The 20,159-nt window shown below is 61.1% G+C and carries 17 protein-coding genes and 2 tRNA genes; 18 read left to right on the top strand and 1 reads right to left on the bottom strand.

All coding sequences use genetic code 11. The annotated features are described in order from the left end of the window. The first annotated feature begins 14 nt into the window (after positions 1 to 14). The 3 genes from carB to L6D75_RS23435 are packed head-to-tail and all read left to right on the top strand — an operon-like array spanning position 15 to position 4,142. Positions 15 to 3,236, top strand: coding sequence for a carbamoyl-phosphate synthase large subunit (carB, locus tag L6D75_RS23445; protein WP_176517434.1), 3,222 nt, complete (start codon positions 15 to 17; stop codon positions 3,234 to 3,236). Continuing rightward, positions 3,233 to 3,715 (top strand): transcription elongation factor GreA, encoded by a 483-nt coding sequence (greA, locus tag L6D75_RS23440; RefSeq protein ID WP_008098898.1) that lies wholly within the window; start codon positions 3,233 to 3,235, stop codon positions 3,713 to 3,715. The genes carB and greA overlap by 4 nt, the downstream gene beginning before the upstream one ends. Beyond that, entirely contained in the window at positions 3,693 to 4,142 is a 450-nt protein-coding gene (locus tag L6D75_RS23435; protein WP_176517433.1) for an MFS transporter, read from the top strand. The genes greA and L6D75_RS23435 overlap by 23 nt, the downstream gene beginning before the upstream one ends. 12 nt (positions 4,143 to 4,154) lie before the next feature. Here L6D75_RS23435 and yhbY read toward each other — a convergent pair whose 3' ends face one another. Further along, on the bottom strand, positions 4,155 to 4,463 hold the full coding sequence (gene yhbY, locus L6D75_RS23430) for a ribosome assembly RNA-binding protein YhbY (RefSeq protein WP_054892619.1): 309 nt from the start codon (positions 4,461 to 4,463) through the stop codon (positions 4,155 to 4,157). A gap of 102 nt (positions 4,464 to 4,565) precedes the next feature. Here yhbY and rlmE point away from each other — a divergent pair, with 102 nt between their 5' ends. The 15 genes from rlmE (at position 4,566) to pnp (ending at position 19,911) form a co-directional block, all read left to right on the top strand. Further along, positions 4,566 to 5,192 carry a 23S rRNA (uridine(2552)-2'-O)-methyltransferase RlmE gene (gene rlmE, locus L6D75_RS23425; RefSeq protein WP_176517432.1) on the top strand — a complete coding sequence of 209 codons (627 nt, stop codon included), beginning with the start codon at positions 4,566 to 4,568 and terminating at the stop codon, positions 5,190 to 5,192. 201 nt (positions 5,193 to 5,393) lie between these two features. Then, positions 5,394 to 7,298 carry an ATP-dependent zinc metalloprotease FtsH gene (gene ftsH, locus L6D75_RS23420; protein WP_176517431.1) on the top strand — a complete coding sequence of 635 codons (1,905 nt, stop codon included), beginning with the start codon at positions 5,394 to 5,396 and terminating at the stop codon, positions 7,296 to 7,298. An 8-nt stretch (positions 7,299 to 7,306) separates the two neighbouring features. Next, positions 7,307 to 8,158 (top strand): dihydropteroate synthase, encoded by an 852-nt coding sequence (gene folP, locus L6D75_RS23415; RefSeq protein WP_176517430.1) that lies wholly within the window; start codon positions 7,307 to 7,309, stop codon positions 8,156 to 8,158. Between the two features lie 16 nt (positions 8,159 to 8,174). After that, positions 8,175 to 9,515, top strand: coding sequence for a phosphoglucosamine mutase (glmM, locus tag L6D75_RS23410; RefSeq protein WP_176517429.1), 1,341 nt, complete (start codon positions 8,175 to 8,177; stop codon positions 9,513 to 9,515). Positions 9,516 to 9,581: 66 nt separating this feature from the next. Then, positions 9,582 to 10,337 carry a triose-phosphate isomerase gene (tpiA, locus tag L6D75_RS23405; RefSeq protein WP_176517428.1) on the top strand — a complete coding sequence of 252 codons (756 nt, stop codon included), beginning with the start codon at positions 9,582 to 9,584 and terminating at the stop codon, positions 10,335 to 10,337. Positions 10,338 to 10,341: 4 nt separating this feature from the next. After that, positions 10,342 to 10,734 (top strand): preprotein translocase subunit SecG, encoded by a 393-nt coding sequence (secG, locus tag L6D75_RS23400; RefSeq protein ID WP_176517427.1) that lies wholly within the window; start codon positions 10,342 to 10,344, stop codon positions 10,732 to 10,734. Positions 10,735 to 10,755: 21 nt separating this feature from the next. Beyond that, positions 10,756 to 10,841, top strand: a tRNA-Leu gene (locus L6D75_RS23395). A 98-nt stretch (positions 10,842 to 10,939) separates the two neighbouring features. Continuing rightward, a tRNA-Met gene (locus L6D75_RS23390) sits at positions 10,940 to 11,016 on the top strand. Between the two features lie 130 nt (positions 11,017 to 11,146). Then, a complete protein-coding gene (rimP, locus tag L6D75_RS23385; protein ID WP_043274067.1) occupies positions 11,147 to 11,605 on the top strand; it encodes a ribosome maturation factor RimP in 459 nt (152 codons plus the stop codon). Positions 11,606 to 11,664: 59 nt separating this feature from the next. Continuing rightward, a complete protein-coding gene (nusA, locus tag L6D75_RS23380; RefSeq protein WP_008098919.1) occupies positions 11,665 to 13,146 on the top strand; it encodes a transcription termination factor NusA in 1,482 nt (493 codons plus the stop codon). 27 nt (positions 13,147 to 13,173) lie between these two features. After that, positions 13,174 to 15,702 (top strand): translation initiation factor IF-2, encoded by a 2,529-nt coding sequence (gene infB, locus L6D75_RS23375; RefSeq protein WP_176517426.1) that lies wholly within the window; start codon positions 13,174 to 13,176, stop codon positions 15,700 to 15,702. A 115-nt stretch (positions 15,703 to 15,817) separates the two neighbouring features. Further along, positions 15,818 to 16,216: a 30S ribosome-binding factor RbfA gene (gene rbfA, locus L6D75_RS23370; protein ID WP_016391794.1), complete on the top strand. Its 399-nt coding sequence runs from the start codon at positions 15,818 to 15,820 to the stop codon at positions 16,214 to 16,216. Between the two features lie 3 nt (positions 16,217 to 16,219). Next, positions 16,220 to 17,137 carry a tRNA pseudouridine(55) synthase TruB gene (truB, locus tag L6D75_RS23365; protein ID WP_176517425.1) on the top strand — a complete coding sequence of 306 codons (918 nt, stop codon included), beginning with the start codon at positions 16,220 to 16,222 and terminating at the stop codon, positions 17,135 to 17,137. 149 nt (positions 17,138 to 17,286) lie between these two features. Beyond that, positions 17,287 to 17,556 carry a 30S ribosomal protein S15 gene (gene rpsO, locus L6D75_RS23360; RefSeq protein ID WP_016489163.1) on the top strand — a complete coding sequence of 90 codons (270 nt, stop codon included), beginning with the start codon at positions 17,287 to 17,289 and terminating at the stop codon, positions 17,554 to 17,556. 249 nt (positions 17,557 to 17,805) lie between these two features. Continuing rightward, a complete protein-coding gene (gene pnp / locus L6D75_RS23355; RefSeq protein WP_176517424.1) occupies positions 17,806 to 19,911 on the top strand; it encodes a polyribonucleotide nucleotidyltransferase in 2,106 nt (701 codons plus the stop codon). Positions 19,912 to 20,159: the final 248 nt, after the last annotated feature.

The raw sequence follows: 20,159 nt of genomic DNA, 5'->3' as shown, positions 1-20,159 counted from the left end.
TTTGAGTGACAACCATGCCAAAACGTACAGACATCAAAAGCATCCTGATTCTCGGCGCTGGCCCGATCGTGATCGGCCAGGCCTGCGAATTCGACTACTCCGGCGCCCAGGCTTGCAAAGCCCTGCGCGAGGAAGGTTTCCGCGTCATCCTGGTGAACTCCAACCCGGCCACCATCATGACCGACCCGGCCATGGCCGACGCCACCTACATCGAGCCGATCAAGTGGCAGTCGGTGGCCAAGATCATCGAGAAAGAGCGCCCTGACGCCGTCCTGCCGACCATGGGTGGCCAGACCGCACTGAACTGCGCCCTGGACCTGGAGCGCCACGGCGTGCTGGAAAAGTTCGGCGTGGAGATGATCGGTGCCAACGCCGACACCATCGACAAGGCCGAAGACCGCTCGCGCTTCGACAAGGCCATGAAGGACATCGGCCTGGAGTGCCCGCGCTCGGGTATCGCCCACAGCATGGAAGAGGCCTATGCGGTGCTCGAGAAGCTCGGCTTCCCGTGCATCATCCGCCCGTCGTTCACCATGGGCGGCACTGGCGGCGGCATCGCCTACAACCGTGAAGAATTCGAAGAAATCTGCACCCGTGGCCTGGACCTGTCGCCGACCAAGGAACTGCTGATCGACGAATCGCTGATCGGCTGGAAGGAATACGAGATGGAGGTGGTCCGCGACAAGAAGGACAACTGCATCATCGTCTGCTCCATCGAAAACTTCGACCCGATGGGCGTGCACACCGGTGACTCGATCACTGTTGCTCCAGCGCAGACCCTGACCGACAAGGAATACCAGATCATGCGCAACGCCTCGCTGGCGGTGCTGCGTGAAATCGGTGTCGAAACCGGCGGTTCCAACGTGCAGTTCGGTATCTGCCCGAACACTGGCCGCATGGTCGTGATCGAGATGAACCCGCGCGTTTCGCGTTCCTCGGCGCTGGCGTCCAAGGCTACCGGCTTCCCGATCGCCAAGATCGCCGCCAAGCTGGCCATCGGCTACACCCTCGACGAACTGCAGAACGACATCACCGGCGGCCGTACCCCAGCCTCCTTCGAGCCGTCGATCGACTACGTCGTCACCAAGCTGCCGCGCTTCGCCTTCGAGAAATTCCCCAAGGCCGACGCCCGCCTGACCACCCAGATGAAATCCGTGGGTGAAGTCATGGCCATCGGCCGTACCTTCCAGGAATCCCTGCAGAAAGCCCTGCGCGGCCTGGAAGTCGGCGCTTGCGGCCTCGACCCGAAAGTCGACCTGGCCAGCCCGGAAGCGGCCGGCATCCTCAAGCGCGAGCTGACCGTGCCGGGCGCCGAGCGTATCTGGTACGTGGCCGACGCCATGCGTTCGGGCATGACCTGCGAAGAGATCTTCGCCCTGACCGGCATCGACATGTGGTTCCTGGTGCAGATGGAAGATCTGATCAAGGAAGAAGAGAAGGTCAAGACCCTGGCCCTATCGGCGATCGACAAGGACTACATGCTGCGCCTCAAGCGCAAGGGCTTCTCGGACCAGCGCCTGGCCAAGCTGCTCGGCATCACCGACAAGAACCTGCGTCGCCACCGCCACAAGCTGGAAGTGTTCCCGGTGTACAAGCGCGTCGACACCTGCGCCGCCGAGTTCGCCACCGACACCGCCTACCTGTATTCGACCTACGAGGAAGAGTGCGAGGCCAACCCGTCGACCCGTGACAAGATCATGATCCTGGGTGGCGGCCCGAACCGTATTGGCCAAGGCATCGAGTTCGACTACTGCTGCGTGCACGCGGCCCTGGCGCTGCGTGAAGACGGTTACGAGACCATCATGGTCAACTGCAACCCGGAAACCGTCTCCACCGACTACGACACCTCCGACCGCCTGTACTTCGAGCCGCTGACCCTGGAAGACGTGCTGGAAGTCTGCCGCGTCGAGAAGCCGAAGGGCGTGATCGTCCACTACGGCGGCCAGACCCCGCTGAAACTGGCTCGCGCCCTGGAAGAAGCCGGCGTGCCGATCATCGGTACCAGCCCGGACGCCATCGACCGCGCCGAAGACCGCGAGCGCTTCCAGCAGATGGTTCAGCGCCTGAACCTGCTGCAGCCGCCAAACGCCACCGTGCGCAGCGAAGAAGAAGCCATCCGCGCCGCGGGCGGTATCGGCTACCCGCTGGTGGTGCGCCCGTCCTACGTACTGGGCGGCCGTGCGATGGAAATCGTCTACGAGCTGGACGAGCTCAAGCGCTACCTGCGTGAAGCGGTACAGGTTTCCAACGACAGCCCGGTGCTGCTCGACCACTTCCTCAACTGCGCCATCGAGATGGACGTGGATGCGGTCTGCGACGGCACTGATGTGGTGATCGGCGCGATCATGCAGCACATCGAGCAGGCCGGTGTTCACTCTGGTGACTCGGCGTGCTCGCTGCCGCCGTACTCGCTGAGCAAGGAAGTGCAGGACGAAGTGCGCGACCAGGTGCGCAAGATGGCCCTGGAGCTGGGCGTGGTCGGCCTGATGAACGTGCAGCTGGCCCTGCAGGGCGACAAGATCTACGTGATCGAAGTCAACCCGCGCGCCTCGCGTACCGTGCCGTTCGTCTCCAAGTGCATCGGCACCTCCCTGGCCATGATCGCGGCCCGCGTGATGGCTGGCAAAACCCTGAAAGAGCTGGGCTTCACCCAGGAAATCATCCCGAACTTCTACAGCGTCAAGGAAGCCGTCTTCCCGTTCGCCAAGTTCCCAGGGGTTGACCCGATCCTCGGCCCTGAGATGAAATCCACCGGTGAAGTCATGGGTGTCGGCGACAGCTTCGGCGAAGCCTTCGCCAAGGCCCAGATGGGTGCCAGCGAAGTGCTGCCGACCGGCGGTACCGCGTTCATCAGCGTGCGTGACGACGACAAGCCACAAGTGGCTGGCGTTGCTCGCGACCTGATTGCCCTGGGCTTTGAAGTGGTTGCTACTGCAGGTACCGCCAAGGTCATCGAAGCGGCTGGCCTGAAAGTGCGCCGTGTGAACAAAGTGACCGAGGGTCGCCCGCACGTGGTCGACATGATCAAGAATGACGAAGTGTCGCTGATCATCAACACCACCGAAGGCCGCCAGTCGATCGCCGATTCCTACTCGATTCGTCGCAATGCGTTGCAGCACAAGATCTACTGCACCACGACCATTGCGGCTGGTGAAGCCATCTGCGAAGCGCTGAAATTCGGCCCTGAAAAGACCGTTCGCCGCTTGCAGGATCTGCATGCAGGACTTAAAGCATGAGCATTACCAAGTACCCGATGACCGTCCAGGGCGCTCGCGCCCTGGAAGAGGAACACCTGTTCCTGAGCAAGACCGAGCGCCCGCGCCTGAGCCAGGCAATTGGTGAAGCGCGCGAGCTGGGCGACCTCAAGGAGAACGCCGAATACCATGCCGCCCGTGAGGAGCAGGGCATGGTCGAGGCGCGTATCCGCGATATCGAAGGCCGCCTGCAGAACTCGGTCGTGATCGACGTGACCACTATTCCTCACACCGGCAAGGTCATTTTCGGCACCACCGTGGTGCTGGCCAATACCGAAACCGATGACGAGGTGACCTACCAGATCGTTGGCGAGGACGAAGCCGACGTGAAGCAGGGCAAGCTTTCGAGCGGTGCGCCCATTGCCCGTGCCATCATCGGCAAGGAAGAAGGTGATACGGTCGTCGTCAAGACGCCAAGCGGCACGGTCGAGTACGAGATTGTCGAAGTCAAGCACATCTGACCGGCGCCTGCGGGCGCCTTCCCTGGAGGGGATCCTCTGGCAACTGGCCCAGGTTTTCTGGGTCGGTGGCCTGTGGGTGTTCCATGTGGGGTTGGTGCCGGCACTCAAGGTCAGTGGCCTGGCACCCTTGCTGGTGCAGGACATCGCCGGGCAGATCGACCGCTGGTTGATTGGCGTGGCGTTGCTCGGGCTGCTGACGCAGCTGGCGGTACTGGCGCGGGTCGACGGCCTGCCGGCCTGGTGGCGACAGTTCCGTGGTCAGATGCTGTTGCTCGGCCTTGCGGCCTGCGTGGGGTACTACACCTTGCGCTATGGCATCTCGGTCGGTGAGCGCTGGCAGATGTTCTGTTTCCTGGTGCTGGGCTTTTCCGGCATCGTGCTGGTGGCCCAGCCAGTACCGGTCAGGGCGCGCCAGGCGCGCCACTGATCGGAGCCGCCGTTACTTGTAGCGGTGGATGTTGGACAGCTGCTTGTTCGGCTGTGGGTTCTTGCGATAGATCAGCGCTTTCTTGCCGATGGTTTGCACCAGCTCGGCGCGGCCGGCCTTGCACAGCTCGGCGATGGCGGCAGCACGCTCTTCGCGATCTTCCGAGCGAATCTCGACCTTGATCAGTTCATGGTCGGCGAGTGCACGCTCGAGTTCGGCGATCACGCCTTCATTCAAACCGTTGCCGGCAACGATCAGGACCGGCTTCAGGTCATGACCAATGGACTTGTATTGCTTCTTCTGCTCGTTATTGAGCGGCATAATCTGACCCTTTCCGTCTGATTCTGTAAAATTGACGGGCATTTTACCCGAGGGCCTGTGGCTCCGCCCAGTCAAACACGACGCATATCATCGAGGTGCCCCGTGGTACAACGTTCCAAAAGCAGCGCCAACTGGCTGCGAGAGCATTTTAACGACCCTTTTGTGAAGCAGGCGCAAAAGGATGGCTACCGTTCGCGCGCGAGCTACAAACTGCTTGAGATCCAGGAAAAAGACCGCCTGATCCGCCCCGGCATGAGCGTGATTGACCTTGGCGCGGCCCCGGGCGGGTGGTCGCAGGTGACCAGTCGTCTGATTGGTGGCCAGGGCCGGCTGATTGCCTCCGATATCCTGGAAATGGACTCGATCCCTGATGTGACCTTCATCCAGGGCGACTTTACCCAGGATGAAGTGCTGCAGCAGATTCTCCAGGCAGTCGGCGATTCGCACGTAGACCTTGTGATTTCCGATATGGCCCCCAATATGAGTGGTACGCCTGCGGTGGACATGCCGCGTGCCATGTTTCTCTGCGAGCTGGCTCTGGATCTGGCGACCCGCGTGCTCAAGCCCGGCGGCGATTTCCTGATCAAGATCTTCCAGGGCGAAGGCTTCGACGTATACCTCAAGGACGTGCGCAGCAAGTTCGACAAGGTGCAGATGCGCAAGCCGTCGTCGTCGCGGGACCGTTCTCGCGAACAGTACCTGCTGGCCAGGGGTTTCAAGGGGGAATGAGGCGTAATGCGGGGTGGCCGATAGTTATTTCCAATTGGCTGGCCCGTCTGGATTGTCCGAACTTCGTGTAGTCTAGCTTTCACAAAGGGTTACAGACGGTGCCTGCGGATGCGTAGGTAATGTAGTAAGTTAGGGCGATGAATATCATGCGAGGCACGGCTGCGTCGTGCGCCGGCCTCAGAGGGTAGCGAATTGAACGACATGGCAAAGAATCTGATCCTGTGGTTGATCATCGCGGCTGTCCTGGTGACGGTGATGAACAACTTCTCCAGCCCTAACGAGCCGCAGACCCTCAACTATTCCGACTTCATCCAGCAGGTCAAGGATGGCAAGGTCGAGCGTGTGACCGTCGACGGCTACATCATTACCGGCAAGCGCGCCGACGGCGACAACTTCAAGACCGTGCGCCCGGCCATCACCGACAATGGCCTGATCGGCGACCTGGTCGACAACCACGTGGTCGTCGAAGGCAAGCAGCCCGAGCAGCAGAGCATCTGGACGCAACTGCTGGTGGCCAGCTTCCCGATCCTGGTGATCATTGCCGTATTCATGTTCTTCATGCGCCAGATGCAAGGCGGCGCGGGCGGCAAGGGCGGGCCGATGAGCTTCGGCAAGAGCAAGGCACGCCTGCTGTCCGAAGACCAGGTCAAGACCACCCTGGCTGACGTTGCGGGTTGCGACGAGGCCAAGGAAGAGGTTGGCGAGCTGGTCGAGTTCCTGCGCGACCCGGGCAAGTTCCAGCGCCTGGGTGGCCGCATCCCGCGTGGTGTGCTGATGGTTGGCCCACCGGGTACCGGTAAGACCCTGCTGGCCAAGGCCATTGCGGGTGAAGCCAAGGTGCCGTTCTTCACCATTTCCGGTTCCGACTTCGTCGAGATGTTCGTCGGCGTAGGTGCCAGCCGCGTGCGCGACATGTTCGAGCAGGCCAAGAAGCACGCACCGTGCATCATCTTCATCGACGAAATCGACGCCGTCGGTCGCCACCGTGGCGCCGGCATGGGCGGTGGCCATGACGAGCGCGAGCAGACCCTCAACCAGCTGCTGGTAGAGATGGACGGCTTCGAAATGAACGATGGCATCATCGTCATCGCCGCCACCAACCGTCCGGACGTCCTTGACCCGGCGCTGCTGCGCCCCGGCCGCTTCGACCGCCAGGTAGTGGTCGGCCTGCCGGACATCCGTGGCCGTGAGCAGATCCTCAAGGTGCACATGCGCAAGGTGCCGGTCGGCGAAAACGTCAACCCGGCAGTCATTGCTCGTGGTACCCCGGGCTTCTCCGGTGCCGACCTGGCCAACCTGGTCAACGAGGCTTCTCTGTTCGCTGCTCGCTCCAACAAGCGCCTGGTCGAAATGAAAGAGTTCGAACTGGCCAAGGACAAGATCATGATGGGCGCCGAGCGCAAGACCATGGTCATGTCCGAGAAAGAGAAGCAGAACACCGCTTACCACGAGGCAGGTCATGCCATCGTCGGCCGCCTGGTGCCCGAGCACGACCCGGTCTACAAGGTTTCGATCATTCCACGTGGCCGTGCCCTGGGCGTGACCATGTTCCTGCCTGAGGAAGACCGTTACAGCCTGTCCAAGCGTGCGTTGATCAGCCAGATCTGCTCGCTGTATGGCGGCCGTATCGCCGAAGAGATGACCCTGGGCTTTGATGGCGTCACCACCGGTGCCTCCAACGACATCATGCGGGCCAGCCAGATCGCCCGTAACATGGTTACCAAGTGGGGCCTGTCCGAGAAACTCGGCCCGCTGATGTACGCGGAAGAAGAGGGCGAGGTGTTCCTTGGTCGCAGTGCCGGTAGCCAGCACGCCAGCGTTTCCGGCGAAACGGCCAAGCTGATCGACTCCGAAGTGCGCAGCATCATCGATCAGTGCTACGCCACTGCCAAGCAGCTGCTGACCGACAACCGCGACAAGCTCGACGCCATGGCCGAAGCGCTGATGAAGTACGAGACCATCGACGCCGACCAGATCGACGACATCATGTCCGGCCGCACCCCACGCGAACCGCGTGACTGGGACGACGACAAGACCTCGGGCACCCCGGCTGCCCAGAATGACCGTCCGGAATCGCCGATCGGCGGCCCAGCGGCTCAACACTAAGGGCATCTATGAGCTCGAAGCTGTACCCGACCCGGTTGCCTTGCGGCAACCGGGTTCTTGATTTGTCCCGTACCCATGTCATGGGTATTCTCAATATCACTCCCGATTCCTTCTCCGATGGCGGGCGCTTCAGCCAGCGTGACGAAGCGTTGCGCCATGCCGAGGCCATGGTCGCGGCGGGTGCCACGCTGATCGATATCGGCGGGGAGTCGACGCGCCCTGGCGCTCGCGCGGTATCGGTGACCGAAGAGTTGGAGCGGGTGGCGCCGATGGTCGAGGCTATCAACAGTCGCCTCGATGTGGTGATTTCCGTGGATACTTCAACGCCTGCCGTGATTCGCGAGTCGGCACGCCTCGGTGCGGGCCTGATCAACGATGTGCGGGCCCTGGAGCGCGACGGCGCCCTGGATGCAGCGGCAGATACCGGCTTGCCGGTGTGCCTCATGCACATGCGCGGCGAACCTGGAAACATGCAGGATGACCCGCATTACGAAGATGTAACCGCGGATGTAACGCGTTATCTTGAACAGCGCATGGCCGCCTGCGCGGCGGCTGGCATTGCCGAGGAACGCATCATCCTCGACCCAGGCTTCGGTTTCGCCAAGACGCTGGCGCACAACCTGAGCCTGTTCAAACACATGGAGGCGCTTTATCGCCTCGGTCGCCCGCTACTGGTGGGCGTTTCACGCAAGAGCATGATCGGCCTGACGCTGGATCGTCCGGTCGCTGAGCGGTTGTATGGCAGCCTGGCGCTGGCGGCTCTGGCCATGACCAAGGGGGCCAGTATCCTGCGCGTCCATGATGTGGCCGAAACCGTCGATGTCGTGCGCATGATTGCTGCAGTACAGAACGCCGAATAAGAACATTGGAGTCCCTATGAGCAGAAAATACTTTGGTACCGACGGCATTCGTGGCCGCGTCGGCGAATACCCGATCACGCCAGACTTCATGCTGAAGCTGGGCTGGGCGGCGGGCATGGCCTTCCGCAAGCAGGGCAATTGCCGCGTGCTGGTCGGCAAGGACACGCGTATTTCCGGCTACATGTTCGAATCCGCACTCGAGGCCGGCCTTTCCGCGGCGGGTGCCGATGTGCTGCTGCTCGGCCCCATGCCGACCCCGGCGATCGCCTACCTCACTCGCACCTTCCATGCCGAAGCCGGCATCGTCATCAGTGCCTCGCACAATCCCCACGATGACAACGGCATCAAGTTCTTCTCGGGCCAGGGCACCAAGTTGCCGGACGAAGTCGAGCTGATGATCGAGGAGTTGCTCGATCAGCCGATGACCGTGGTCGAATCCAGCAAGCTGGGCAAGGTTTCGCGCATCAACGATGCCGCTGGTCGCTACATCGAGTTCTGCAAGAGCAGTGTGCCGAGCAGCACCAGCTTCGATGGCCTGAAGCTTGTGGTCGACTGCGCCCACGGCGCCACCTACAAGGTCGCGCCGAGCGTGTTCCGTGAGCTGGGTGCCGATGTGACGGTGCTGCACGCGCAACCCGATGGTTTGAACATCAACGAAGGCTGTGGCTCGACCCATATCGAATCGCTGCAGGCCGCCGTGCTGGTCGGGCACGCCGACCTGGGCATCGCCTTCGATGGCGATGGCGACCGCGTGCTGATGGTCGACCACACCGGTGCCATCGTCGACGGTGACGAATTGCTGTTCATCATCGCACGCGACCTGCAGGAGCGTGGCAAGCTCCAGGGCGGCGTGGTCGGTACGCTGATGAGTAACCTGGGCCTGGAGTTGGCGCTCAAGGACCTGGATATCCCGTTCGTGCGGGCCAAGGTCGGTGACCGCTACGTGATGGCCGAACTGCTCGAGCGCGACTGGCTGGTGGGCGGGGAGAACTCCGGCCACGTGGTGTGCTGTAACCACACCACCACCGGTGACGCGATCATTGCCGCGCTGCAGGTGTTGATGGCCCTCAAGCGCCGCGGCGAGACCCTGGCACAGGCGCGCCAGGCCCTGCGCAAGTGCCCGCAGGTACTGATCAACGTGCGTTTCGGCGCAAGCAAGGTCGACCCGCTGGAGCACCCGGCAGTCAAGGAAGCCAGTGCCAAGGTGACCGAGGACATGGCAGGGCGTGGCCGTGTGTTGCTGCGCAAGTCCGGCACCGAGCCCTTGGTGCGGGTGATGGTCGAGGGCGACGACGAAAGCCAGGTGCGCACGCATGCCGAGGCCTTGGCCAAACTGGTTGCAGAAGTTTGTATCTGAAAGAGGCTTGCCAGCGCAGATCGGGTTGGGTAAGATCTGCGCCCACTTTGACCGACGAGGTAAAGCATGCGTCGCCCCATGGTAGCTGGTAACTGGAAGATGCACGGTACCCGCGCCAGCGTCGCTGAGCTGATCCAGGGTTTGGGCAATATGCCCGTGCCGAACGGTGTCGAAGTTGCGGTTTTTCCGCCGGCCTTGTTCATCAATCAGGTGATTGATGGTTTGCAGGGTAAGGCGATTGCCGTAGGTGCACAGAATTCTGCAATACAGCCCGAACAGGGCGCACTGACCGGTGAAATTGCACCGAGTCAGTTGGTTGAAGCAGGTTGCAAGTTGGTGTTGATTGGCCACTCCGAACGCCGCCAGATCCTTGGTGAAAATGAAGAAGTGCTCAATCGCAAGTTTGCAGCGGCTCAACTTAGTGGTTTAATGCCGGTGCTCTGCGTAGGGGAGACCCTCGAAGAGCGCGAAGCAGGCAAGACGCTCGAAGTTGTCGGGCGTCAACTAAGCAGTATCATCGATGCTTTCGGTGTTAAGGCTTTTGCCAATGCAGTAATTGCTTATGAGCCTGTTTGGGCCATTGGCACAGGTTTGACAGCTTCGCCTCAGCAAGCTCAGGATGTGCACGCAGCCATCCGGGCGCAGTTGGCGGCCGAGGACGCCGAAGTTGCCGCGAACGTGCAGCTTCTTTACGGCGGCAGCGTGAAGGCGGCCAATGCGGCCGAACTGTTCGGCATGCCGGATATCGATGGGGGGCTCATTGGTGGAGCGTCCCTGAACGCAGACGAATTCGGTGCAATTTGTCGCGCCGCAGGAAACTGAACAAATGCTGGAAACAGTCATCGTTGTTTTTCATCTGTTGGCAGCGCTGTCGCTTGTAGTGCTGGTTCTGTTGCAACAGGGTAAAGGTGCGGAAGCAGGTGCATCTTTCGGCGCAGGTGCTTCAAATACTGTGTTCGGAAGCCAAGGTTCTGCTACCTTCCTGAGTAAATTAACTGCTATACTTGCTGCCACTTTCTTTTTGACAGCACTTGGGTTAGGATACTTCGCCAAGCAACAAGCTCACCAGCTGAGCCAGGCGGGTCTCCCAGATCCAGCGGTCTTGGAAGTGAAGCAGCCAAAGCCGGCAGTAAATGATGATGTACCGGTGCTCCAGGAGCAGAAGAGCGAAACCACCAACACTGGTGATGTACCTCCTCCAACCGAAGAGCAGAAGTAACGGGTTTCAAGAAGTAGTATTGCCGAGGTGGTGGAATTGGTAGACACGCAACCTTGAGGTGGTTGTGCCCATAGGGTGTAGGGGTTCGAGTCCCCTTCTCGGTACCAATTAAAGCTTGAGAGCCCGCTTTAGCGGGCTTTCTCGTAGGTGGAGGTTGGATTGACCCAGCAACGGGTTCGGTCTTATACTTTCGCCCCAGCTTTGTCGCGGGGTGGAGCAGCTTGGTAGCTCGTCGGGCTCATAACCCGAAGGTCGTTGGTTCAAATCCAGCCCCCGCAACCAGCTTCAGCGGAGCCCCTTTTCAGGGGCTTTTTGCTAGCCGAACAGTTTTCGGCGCCGTTGTCCAACGGCGCTTTCAGGGATGGGCGCTTCGCCCATTTTTTATTTGCACAGCATGCACGAGGGGGTTCAGGTGTCGAGCAAGCTAGAACAGTTGCAGGCCTTGTTGGCCCCGGTGGTCGAGGGTCTGGGCTATCAGTGCTGGGGGATCGAATTCGTATCCCAGGGTAAGCATTCGGTATTGCGCATCTACATTGACAAGGAAGGCGGCATCCTGGTGGACGACTGCGAAGCGGTCAGCCGTCAGGCCAGTGCCATCCTCGATGTTGAAGATCCGATCAGCAGTGAATATACCCTTGAGGTGTCCTCACCAGGCATGGATCGCCCGCTGTTCACTCTGGAACAGTTTGCCTCGCATGCCGGCGAACAAGTGAAGATCAAGCTGCGTACGCCCTTCGAAGGTCGTCGTAACTTCCAGGGCCTCCTCCGCGGTGTGGAGGAACAGGACGTTGTGGTCCAGGTGGACAATCACGAATTCCTGTTGCCGATCGACTCGATCGACAAGGCCAATATTATTCCCAGTTTTGACTGAGACGTGCCGGGCCCGGCGGACTTTCCGGGCCCAATGGCTTGCGCAAGGCGAGGCGTACGATGAGCAAAGAAGTACTGCTGGTTGTTGAATCGGTATCCAACGAAAAAGGTGTACCACCCGGCGTCATTTTCGAAGCGCTGGAAGTGGCTCTGGCCACTGCAACCAAAAAACGTTTTGAGGACGAAGTCGACCTGCGTGTGGAAATCAACCGCCACACCGGTAGCTACGAAACCTTCCGTCGCTGGACTGTCGTCGACGAAGCCGATCTGGACGATCCGGCCATCGAGACCTGGCTGGCGAAGATCCACGAGACTCACCCTGAAGCCAAGGTGGGTGACGTGATCGAAGAGAAGATCGAGTCCATCGAATTCGGTCGTATCGCCGCCCAGACCGCCAAGCAGGTGATCGTGCAGAAGGTCCGCGAGGCCGAGCGCGCCCAGGTGGTCGACGCCTACCGCGAGCGTGTCAACGAGATCATCTCGGGCACCGTCAAGAAGGTCACCCGCGACAACGTCATCGTCGACCTGGGCAACAACGCCGAGGCGCTGCTGGCTCGCGAAGACATCATTCCACGTGAGACCTTCCGGGTTGGCGTGCGCCTGCGCGCGCTGCTCAAGGAAATCCGCACCGAGAACCGCGGCCCTCAGCTGATCCTGTCGCGCACCGCGCCGCAGATGCTGATCGAGCTGTTCCGCATCGAAGTGCCGGAAATCGCCGAAGGCCTCATCGAAGTCATGGCTGCATCCCGTGATCCGGGATCGCGTGCCAAGATCGCCGTCCGCTCCAAGGACAAGCGCATCGACCCGCAAGGTGCCTGTATCGGCATGCGCGGTTCGCGCGTCCAGGCCGTATCCGGCGAGCTGGGTGGTGAGCGTGTGGATATCGTCCTGTGGGACGAGAACCCGGCGCAATTTGTCATCAACGCCATGTCGCCGGCCGAAGTCGCGGCGATCATCGTTGATGAAGATGCCCATGCCATGGACATCGCCGTTGCCGAGGACAACCTGGCCCAGGCCATTGGCCGTGGCGGTCAGAACGTTCGCCTGGCCAGTCAGTTGACCGGCTGGACCCTGAACGTGATGACCGAGAAGGACATCCAGGCCAAGCAGCAGGCCGAAACCGGTGACATCCTGCGCAATTTCATCGAGGAACTGGAAGTCGACGAGGAGCTGGCCCAAGTGCTGGTCGACGAAGGCTTTACCAGCCTTGAAGAAATTGCCTACGTACCGTTGGAAGAAATGCTCAACATCGATGGCTTTGACGAGGACATCGTCAATGAGCTCCGCGCTCGAGCCAAGGACCGTTTGTTGACCAAGGCCATCGCTACCGAAGAAAAACTGGCAGACGCCCATCCGGCCGAAGACCTGCTCTCCCTCGAGGGCATGGACAAGGACCTGGCGGCGGAACTGGCGGTGCGCGGCGTGGTTAACCGCGAAGACCTGGCCGAGCAGTCGATTGACGACCTGCTCGACATCGACGGCATCGACGAAGAGCGTGCCGGCAAGTTGATCATGGCCGCCCGAGCCCACTGGTTCGAGTAATTAGGCGCGGCCTGAGGAGAGAAGTGCATGACGCAAGTCACGGTGAAAGAACTGGCCCAAGAGGTCGAGGCACCGGTAGAGCGCCTGCTGCAGCAGATGCGTGAGGCAGGTCTGCCGCACACCGACGCCGGTCAGGTAGTGACCGACAATGAGAAGCAGACTCTGCTGACCCATTTGAAGAGCAGCCACAAGAGCAAGGCGGAAGAGCCGCGCAAGATTACCTTGCAGCGCAAGACCACCAGCACCCTGCGTGTCGCCGGTAGCAAAAGCATCAGCGTAGAAGTACGCAAGAAGAAAGTATTCGTTCAGCGCAGCCCTGAAGAAATCCAGGCTGAGCAGAAGCGTGAGCAGGAAGAGCGCCGCGCGGCCGAAAACGCTGCGCGCGAGAAGGTCGAAGCCGACGTTCGCCAGCGCAACGAAGAGCAGGCCCGTCGTCAGGCGGCCGAGGCCCCTGCGGCTGCTCAAGCGCCAGCTGCCAAGGCCGAGCCAGCACCTGCTGCCGCTCCGGCACCGGTAGTTGCCGAGGCCCCAGCGTCGGAAGACGCCGCTGCCCGTGCTGCCGAGCGCAAGAAGGACGAGACCCGTCGCAACGAAAGCCGCACTCGCGATGACGACCGTCGTCGTGGCGAGGCGCCGCGTGTGTCGATCAAGGTCAAGGTCAAGGAGAAGGAAAAAGCGCCGACTCCACGTGCCGCGCCGCGCACTACCGACGAAGAGAGCGATGGCGCTCGTCGTGGTCGTGGTGGCAAGGGCAAGCTGAAGAAGCGCAACCAGCATGGCTTCCAGAACCCGACCGGCCCCGTCATCCGTGACGTGACCATCGGCGAGACCATCACCGTCTCGGAACTGGCCAACCAGATGTCCGTCAAGGGCGCTGAAGTGGTCAAGTTCATGTTCAAGATGGGCACCCCGGTCACCATCAACCAGGTGCTCGACCAGGAAACCGCTCAGCTGATCGCAGAAGAGCTGGGCCACAAGGTTACCCTGGTCAGCGACACCGCCCTGGAAGACTCCCTGGCAGAATCGCTGAAGTTCGAAGGCCAGACCGAGTCGCGCGCGCCGGTGGTAACCGTCATGGGTCACGTTGACCATGGCAAGACCTCGCTGCTCGACTACATCCGTCGTGCCAAGGTTGCCGCTGGCGAAGCCGGTGGTATCACCCAGCACATCGGTGCTTACCATGTGGAAACCGACCGCGGCATGGTCACCTTCCTCGACACCCCGGGCCACGCAGCTTTCACTCAGATGCGTGCACGTGGTGCCAAGGCGACCGACATCGTCATCCTGGTGGTGGCGGCGGACGACGGCGTGATGCCGCAAACCCGCGAGGCCGTTCAGCATGCCAAGGCAGCTGGCGTTCCGCTGGTGGTCGCGGTGAACAAGATCGACAAGCCGGGTGCCGACCTCGATCGCATCCGCAACGAGCTGGCCGTCGAAGGCGTGACCTCCGAGGACTGGGGTGGTGACACGCCGTTCGTCAAGGTTTCGGCGAAGATGGGTACCGGTGTCGACGAACTGCTCGAAGCCGTCCTGCTGCAGGCCGAGATCCTCGAGCTGACCGCCACGCCGACCGCTCCAGGTCGTGGTGTGGTCGTCGAATCGCGCCTGGACAAGGGCCGTGGCCCAGTGGCCACCATCCTGGTGCAGGACGGTACCCTGCGTCAGGGCGACATGGTCCTGTGCGGCTCCAACTATGGCCGCGTGCGTGCCATGCTCGACGAGAACGGCAAGCCTGTGAAGGAAGCTGGCCCGTCGATCCCGGTCGAGATCCTCGGCCTGGACGGCACGCCGGAAGCCGGTGACGAGCTGTCGGTGGTTGCCGACGAGAAGAAAGCCCGCGAAGTTGCCCTGTTCCGTCAAGGCAAGTACCGCGAGGTCAAGCTGGCCCGTGCTCACGCCGGCAAGCTGGAAAACATCTTCGAGACCATGGGTCAGGAAGAGAAGAAGACCCTCAACATCGTCCTCAAGACCGACGTGCGCGGCTCCCTGGAAGCACTGCAGGGTTCGCTGGGCGGTCTGGGCAACGACGAAGTTCAGGTTCGCGTGATCGGTGGCGGCGTCGGTGGTATCACCGAAAGCGACGCCAACCTGGCGCTGGCGTCCAACGCGGTGCTGTTCGGCTTCAACGTGCGTGCCGATGCCGGTGCGCGCAAGATCGTCGAGCAGGAAGGTCTGGATATGCGTTACTACAACGTGATCTACGACATCATCGAAGACGTCAAGAAAGCCCTGACCGGCATGCTCGGCAGCGATGTTCGCGAGAACATCCTGGGTGTCGCCGAAGTGCGTGACGTGTTCCGTTCGCCGAAGTTCGGCGCCATCGCTGGCTGTATGGTCATCGAGGGTACCGTGTACCGCAACCGTCCGATCCGCGTACTGCGCGACGACGTGGTGATCTTCGAAGGCGAGCTGGAATCGCTGCGTCGCTTCAAGGACGACGCCTCGGAAGTGCGTTCGGGCATGGAGTGCGGTATTGGCGTCAAGAGCTACAACGACGTCAAGGTCGGCGACAAGATCGAAGTCTTCGAGAAAGTCCAGGTTGCTCGTACCCTTTAAGGGCGGGCATGGCGCCAGCCCCCGCCGCAGGGCGGTGGCAGCGCCTCGGAAGGTAGCGCCCGGTCAGGCTCAAGCTTGACCGGGCGTTTGCCGCTTTAAGTTACAGGTAGCAAGAATGGCCAAAGAATACAGCCGTACCCAACGTATCGGTGATCAGATGCAGCGCGAGCTGGCAGAACTGATCCGCCGTGAAGTCAAAGACCCACGCGTCGGTCTGGTGACCATCACCGCCGTGGACGTCAGCCGCGACCTGGGCCATGCCAAGGTCTTCATCACCGTCATGGGCGAAGAAACCCCTGACGCCGTGCAGCAGTCGCTCAAGGCACTGAACAGCGCCGCCAGCTTCCTGCGCCTGCACCTGGGCCGCTCGATGCAGCTGCGCAGCGTGCCGCAATTGCATTTCCACTTCGATGAAAGTGTCAGCCGTGGTGTACACCTGTCGGCACTGATCGAGCGTGCAGTGGCCGAAGACCGCCTGCACAAGGATGCCGACGAGCTGGACACCAAGGAGTAAGCGGTGGCCCAGGTCAAACGTATCCGCCGCAACGTCAGCGGCATCATCCTGCTCGACAAGCCGCTGGGGTTCACCTCCAACGCCGCGCTGCAGAAAGTCCGCTGGTTGCTCAATGCCGAGAAGGCCGGGCACACCGGCAGCCTCGACCCACTGGCCACCGGCGTGCTGCCGCTGTGCTTCGGTGAAGCGACCAAGTTTTCCCAGTACCTGCTCGATTCCGACAAGGGCTACGAAACGGTAATGCAGCTGGGGCAGACTACCAGCACCGCGGACGCTGAAGGCGAAGTCCTGCAGACCCGCGAAGTGACCGTTGGTCGCGCCGATCTGGAAGCGGTCATCCCGCGTTTTCGCGGTGAGATCCTTCAAGTACCGCCGATGTACTCGGCGCTCAAGCGCGATGGCCAGCCGCTGTACAAACTGGCACGTGCAGGAGAGGTAGTGGAGCGCGAGGCGCGTTCTGTTACTATTGGCCGCTTGGAATTGCTCGAGTGCGAAGGCACCCGTGCACGGCTGTCGGTTGGTTGCAGCAAAGGCACCTATATTCGCACCCTGGTGGAGGATATCGGTGAGGCCCTGGGCTGCGGCGCCTATGTCGCCGAGCTGCGCAGGACCCATGCCGGACCCTTCGCGCTGGCACAGACGGTCACCCTCGAAGAACTCGAGCAGGCCCATGCCGAAGGCGGTAACGAAGCGCTCGATCGCTTCCTGATGCCTTCTGACAGCGGGCTGCTGGACTGGCCGCTGGTCTGCCTGTCCGAACACAGTGCGTTCTACTGGCTGCATGGCCAGGCAGTGCGTGCTCCGGAAGCGCCGCAGTTCGGCATGGTCCGGGTACAGGATCACAACGGTCGCTTCATCGGTATCGGTGAAGTGAGCGAAGACGGGCGCATTGCGCCGCGTCGACTGATTCGGTCGGAATGACCGAAACCGCAGGCCAAGGCTTCGGCTCAAGCCTGCGGATACAAGGGTGGCTGTCAGTAGGCACGGTCACACCTTTCTTATTAATACAGGGATTTGTCCCTGGCCTATTGGACCCCGGTGACGGGATCCGTTTAATCAGGAGTTGCCTCATGGCCCTCAGCGTTGAAGAAAAAGCTCAAATCGTTACCGACTACCAGCAAGCCGCTGGCGACACTGGTAGCCCGGAAGTTCAGGTTGCTCTGCTGACCGCGAACATCAACAAGCTGCAAGGCCACTTCAAGGCCAACGGCAAAGACCACCACTCCCGTCGTGGCCTGATCCGCATGGTCAACCAGCGTCGTAAGCTGCTGGATTACCTGAAGGGCAAAGACACCACTCGTTACAGCGCCCTGATCGGTCGCCTGGGCCTGCGTCGCTAATAGCGGCCTGGTCAGTGGTGTGCATGGCGTGTCGCATGCTTCGAGAACGCTGCCTGGCAGCGTTTTCGTTGGACACGTCACGCGTATCTTCGAGGTTGGCAGCCTGGCAATGCTGAGCGGATTTTCCGCTTGGCGCCAGGCTCCCAGCCTCGTGTTGTATCTGGACGGTCAATGGGGCCGATTCCCCGTTCTGCCCAAGAATTCGCAAGAAACCAGTTCCCCCAGAGCCACTGAAAAAGGTAGGAAACCGTGAACCCGGTAATCAAGAAATTCCAGTTCGGTCAATCGACCGTTACTCTCGAAACGGGCCGCATCGCCCGTCAGGCGACCGGCGCCGTGCTGGTGACCGTCGACAACGACGTTACCGTGCTGGTGACCGTGGTCGGCGCCAAGCAGGCTGACCCGGGCAAGGGCTTCTTCCCGCTGTCGGTCCACTACCAGGAAAAGACCTATGCCGCTGGCAAGATCCCTGGTGGCTTCTTCAAGCGTGAAGGCCGTCCCTCCGAGAAAGAGACCCTGACCTCGCGCCTGATCGACCGTCCGATCCGCCCGCTGTTCCCTGAAGGCTTCATGAACGAAGTCCAGGTCGTCTGCACCGTGGTTTCCACCAGCAAGAAGACCGATCCGGACATCGCTGCGATGATCGGTACCTCGGCTGCCCTGGCCATCTCCGGCATTCCGTTCGAAGGCCCGATCGGCGCCGCCCGCGTTGCCTTCCACGAGAGCACCGGCTACCTGCTGAACCCGACCTACGAGCAGCTGCAGGCTTCGAGCCTGGACATGGTCGTGGCCGGTACCGAATCCGCTGTACTGATGGTTGAATCGGAAGCCCAAGAGCTGACCGAAGACCAGATGCTGGGCGCCGTACTGTTCGCCCACGACGAATTCCAGTCGGTCATCCAGGCTGTCAAGGAACTGGCTGCCGAAGCCGGCAAGCCGACCTGGGACTGGAAACCGGCCGTTGCCAACACCGAACTGCTCAACGCCATCCGCGCCGAGTTCGGCGAAGGCGTTTCGCAGGGCTACACCATCACCGTCAAGGCCGACCGTTATGCGCGCCTGGGCGAGCTGCGCGATCAGGCAGTGGCCAAGTTCTCCGGTGAAGAAGGCCAGCCTTCGGCTTCGGAAGTCAAAGACATCTTCGGCGAGATCGAATACCGCACCGTTCGCGAGAACATCGTCAACGGCAAGCCGCGTATCGATGGCCGTGACACCAAGACCGTGCGCCCGCTGGCCATCGAAGTCGGCGTGCTGCCCAAGACCCACGGCTCGGCCCTGTTCACCCGTGGCGAAACCCAGGCCCTGGTCGTCGCGACCCTGGGTACTGCCCGTGACGCCCAGCTGCTGGACACCCTCGAAGGCGAGAAGAAAGACCCGTTCATGCTGCACTACAACTTCCCACCGTTCTCGGTAGGCGAGTGTGGCCGCATGGGTGGTGCTGGCCGTCGTGAAATCGGCCACGGCCGTCTGGCCCGCCGTTCGGTCCAGGCCATGCTGCCGGCCGCCGACGTGTTCCCGTACACCATCCGCGTGGTGTCGGAAATCACCGAATCCAACGGCTCCAGCTCCATGGCTTCGGTCTGCGGTGCTTCCCTGGCCCTGATGGACGCCGGTGTGCCGATGAAGGCACCGGTTGCCGGTATCGCCATGGGCCTGGTCAAGGAAGGCGAGAAGTTCGCAATCCTGACCGACATCCTGGGTGACGAAGACCACCTGGGCGACATGGACTTCAAGGTAGCCGGTACCGCCAAAGGTGTCACCGCGCTGCAGATGGACATCAAGATCAACGGCATCACCGAAGAGATCATGGAAATCGCCCTGGGCCAGGCCCTGGAAGCGCGCCTGAACATCCTCGGCCAGATGAACCAGATCATCGCCCAGTCGCGTACCGAGCTGTCGGCCAATGCACCGACCATGATCGCGATGAAGATCGACACCGACAAGATCCGTGACGTCATCGGTAAAGGCGGCGCCACCATCCGCGCCATCTGCGAAGAGACCAAGGCTTCGATCGACATCGAAGACGATGGCTCGATCAAGATCTTCGGCGAAACCAAGGAAGCGGCCGAGGCAGCTCGCCAGCGCGTCCTGGGCATCACTGCCGAGGCCGAGATCGGCAAGATCTACGTGGGCAAGGTCGAGCGTATCGTCGACTTCGGCGCCTTCGTCAACATCCTGCCTGGCAAGGATGGCCTGGTTCACATCTCGATGCTCAGCGATGCTCGCGTAGAGAAAGTGACCGACATTCTGAAAGAAGGTCAGGAAGTGGAAGTACTGGTACTGGACGTGGACAACCGCGGCCGTATCAAGCTGTCGATCAAGGACGTTGCCGCAGCCAAGGCTTCCGGCGTCTGAGTGACTGACACGCTGTGAAAAAGGGCCCTTCGGGGCCCTTTTTTTATTGGCTTGCGGGAACCTTTTGCGCACTTGCATCTTGCATGCAGTTTTACCCTGCAGATTGCAAATTGCACGATTCGATGGACCGGGATTCTATCGTAAGTTATTGATTTAAAAGGAAACAAGCGAAGCGGAAAAGCTGGCACAGCGCATGCAACTACCTTGTTACCTGCCGCCAGGACACACGGCGCAGACCTTTGAAAAAA

The sequence above is a fragment of the Pseudomonas faucium genome (assembly GCF_021602585.1).
In the GTDB taxonomy this organism is placed as follows: Bacteria; Pseudomonadota; Gammaproteobacteria; order Pseudomonadales; family Pseudomonadaceae; genus Aquipseudomonas; species Aquipseudomonas faucium.
This window is presented reverse-complemented; position numbering and strand designations above follow the sequence as displayed.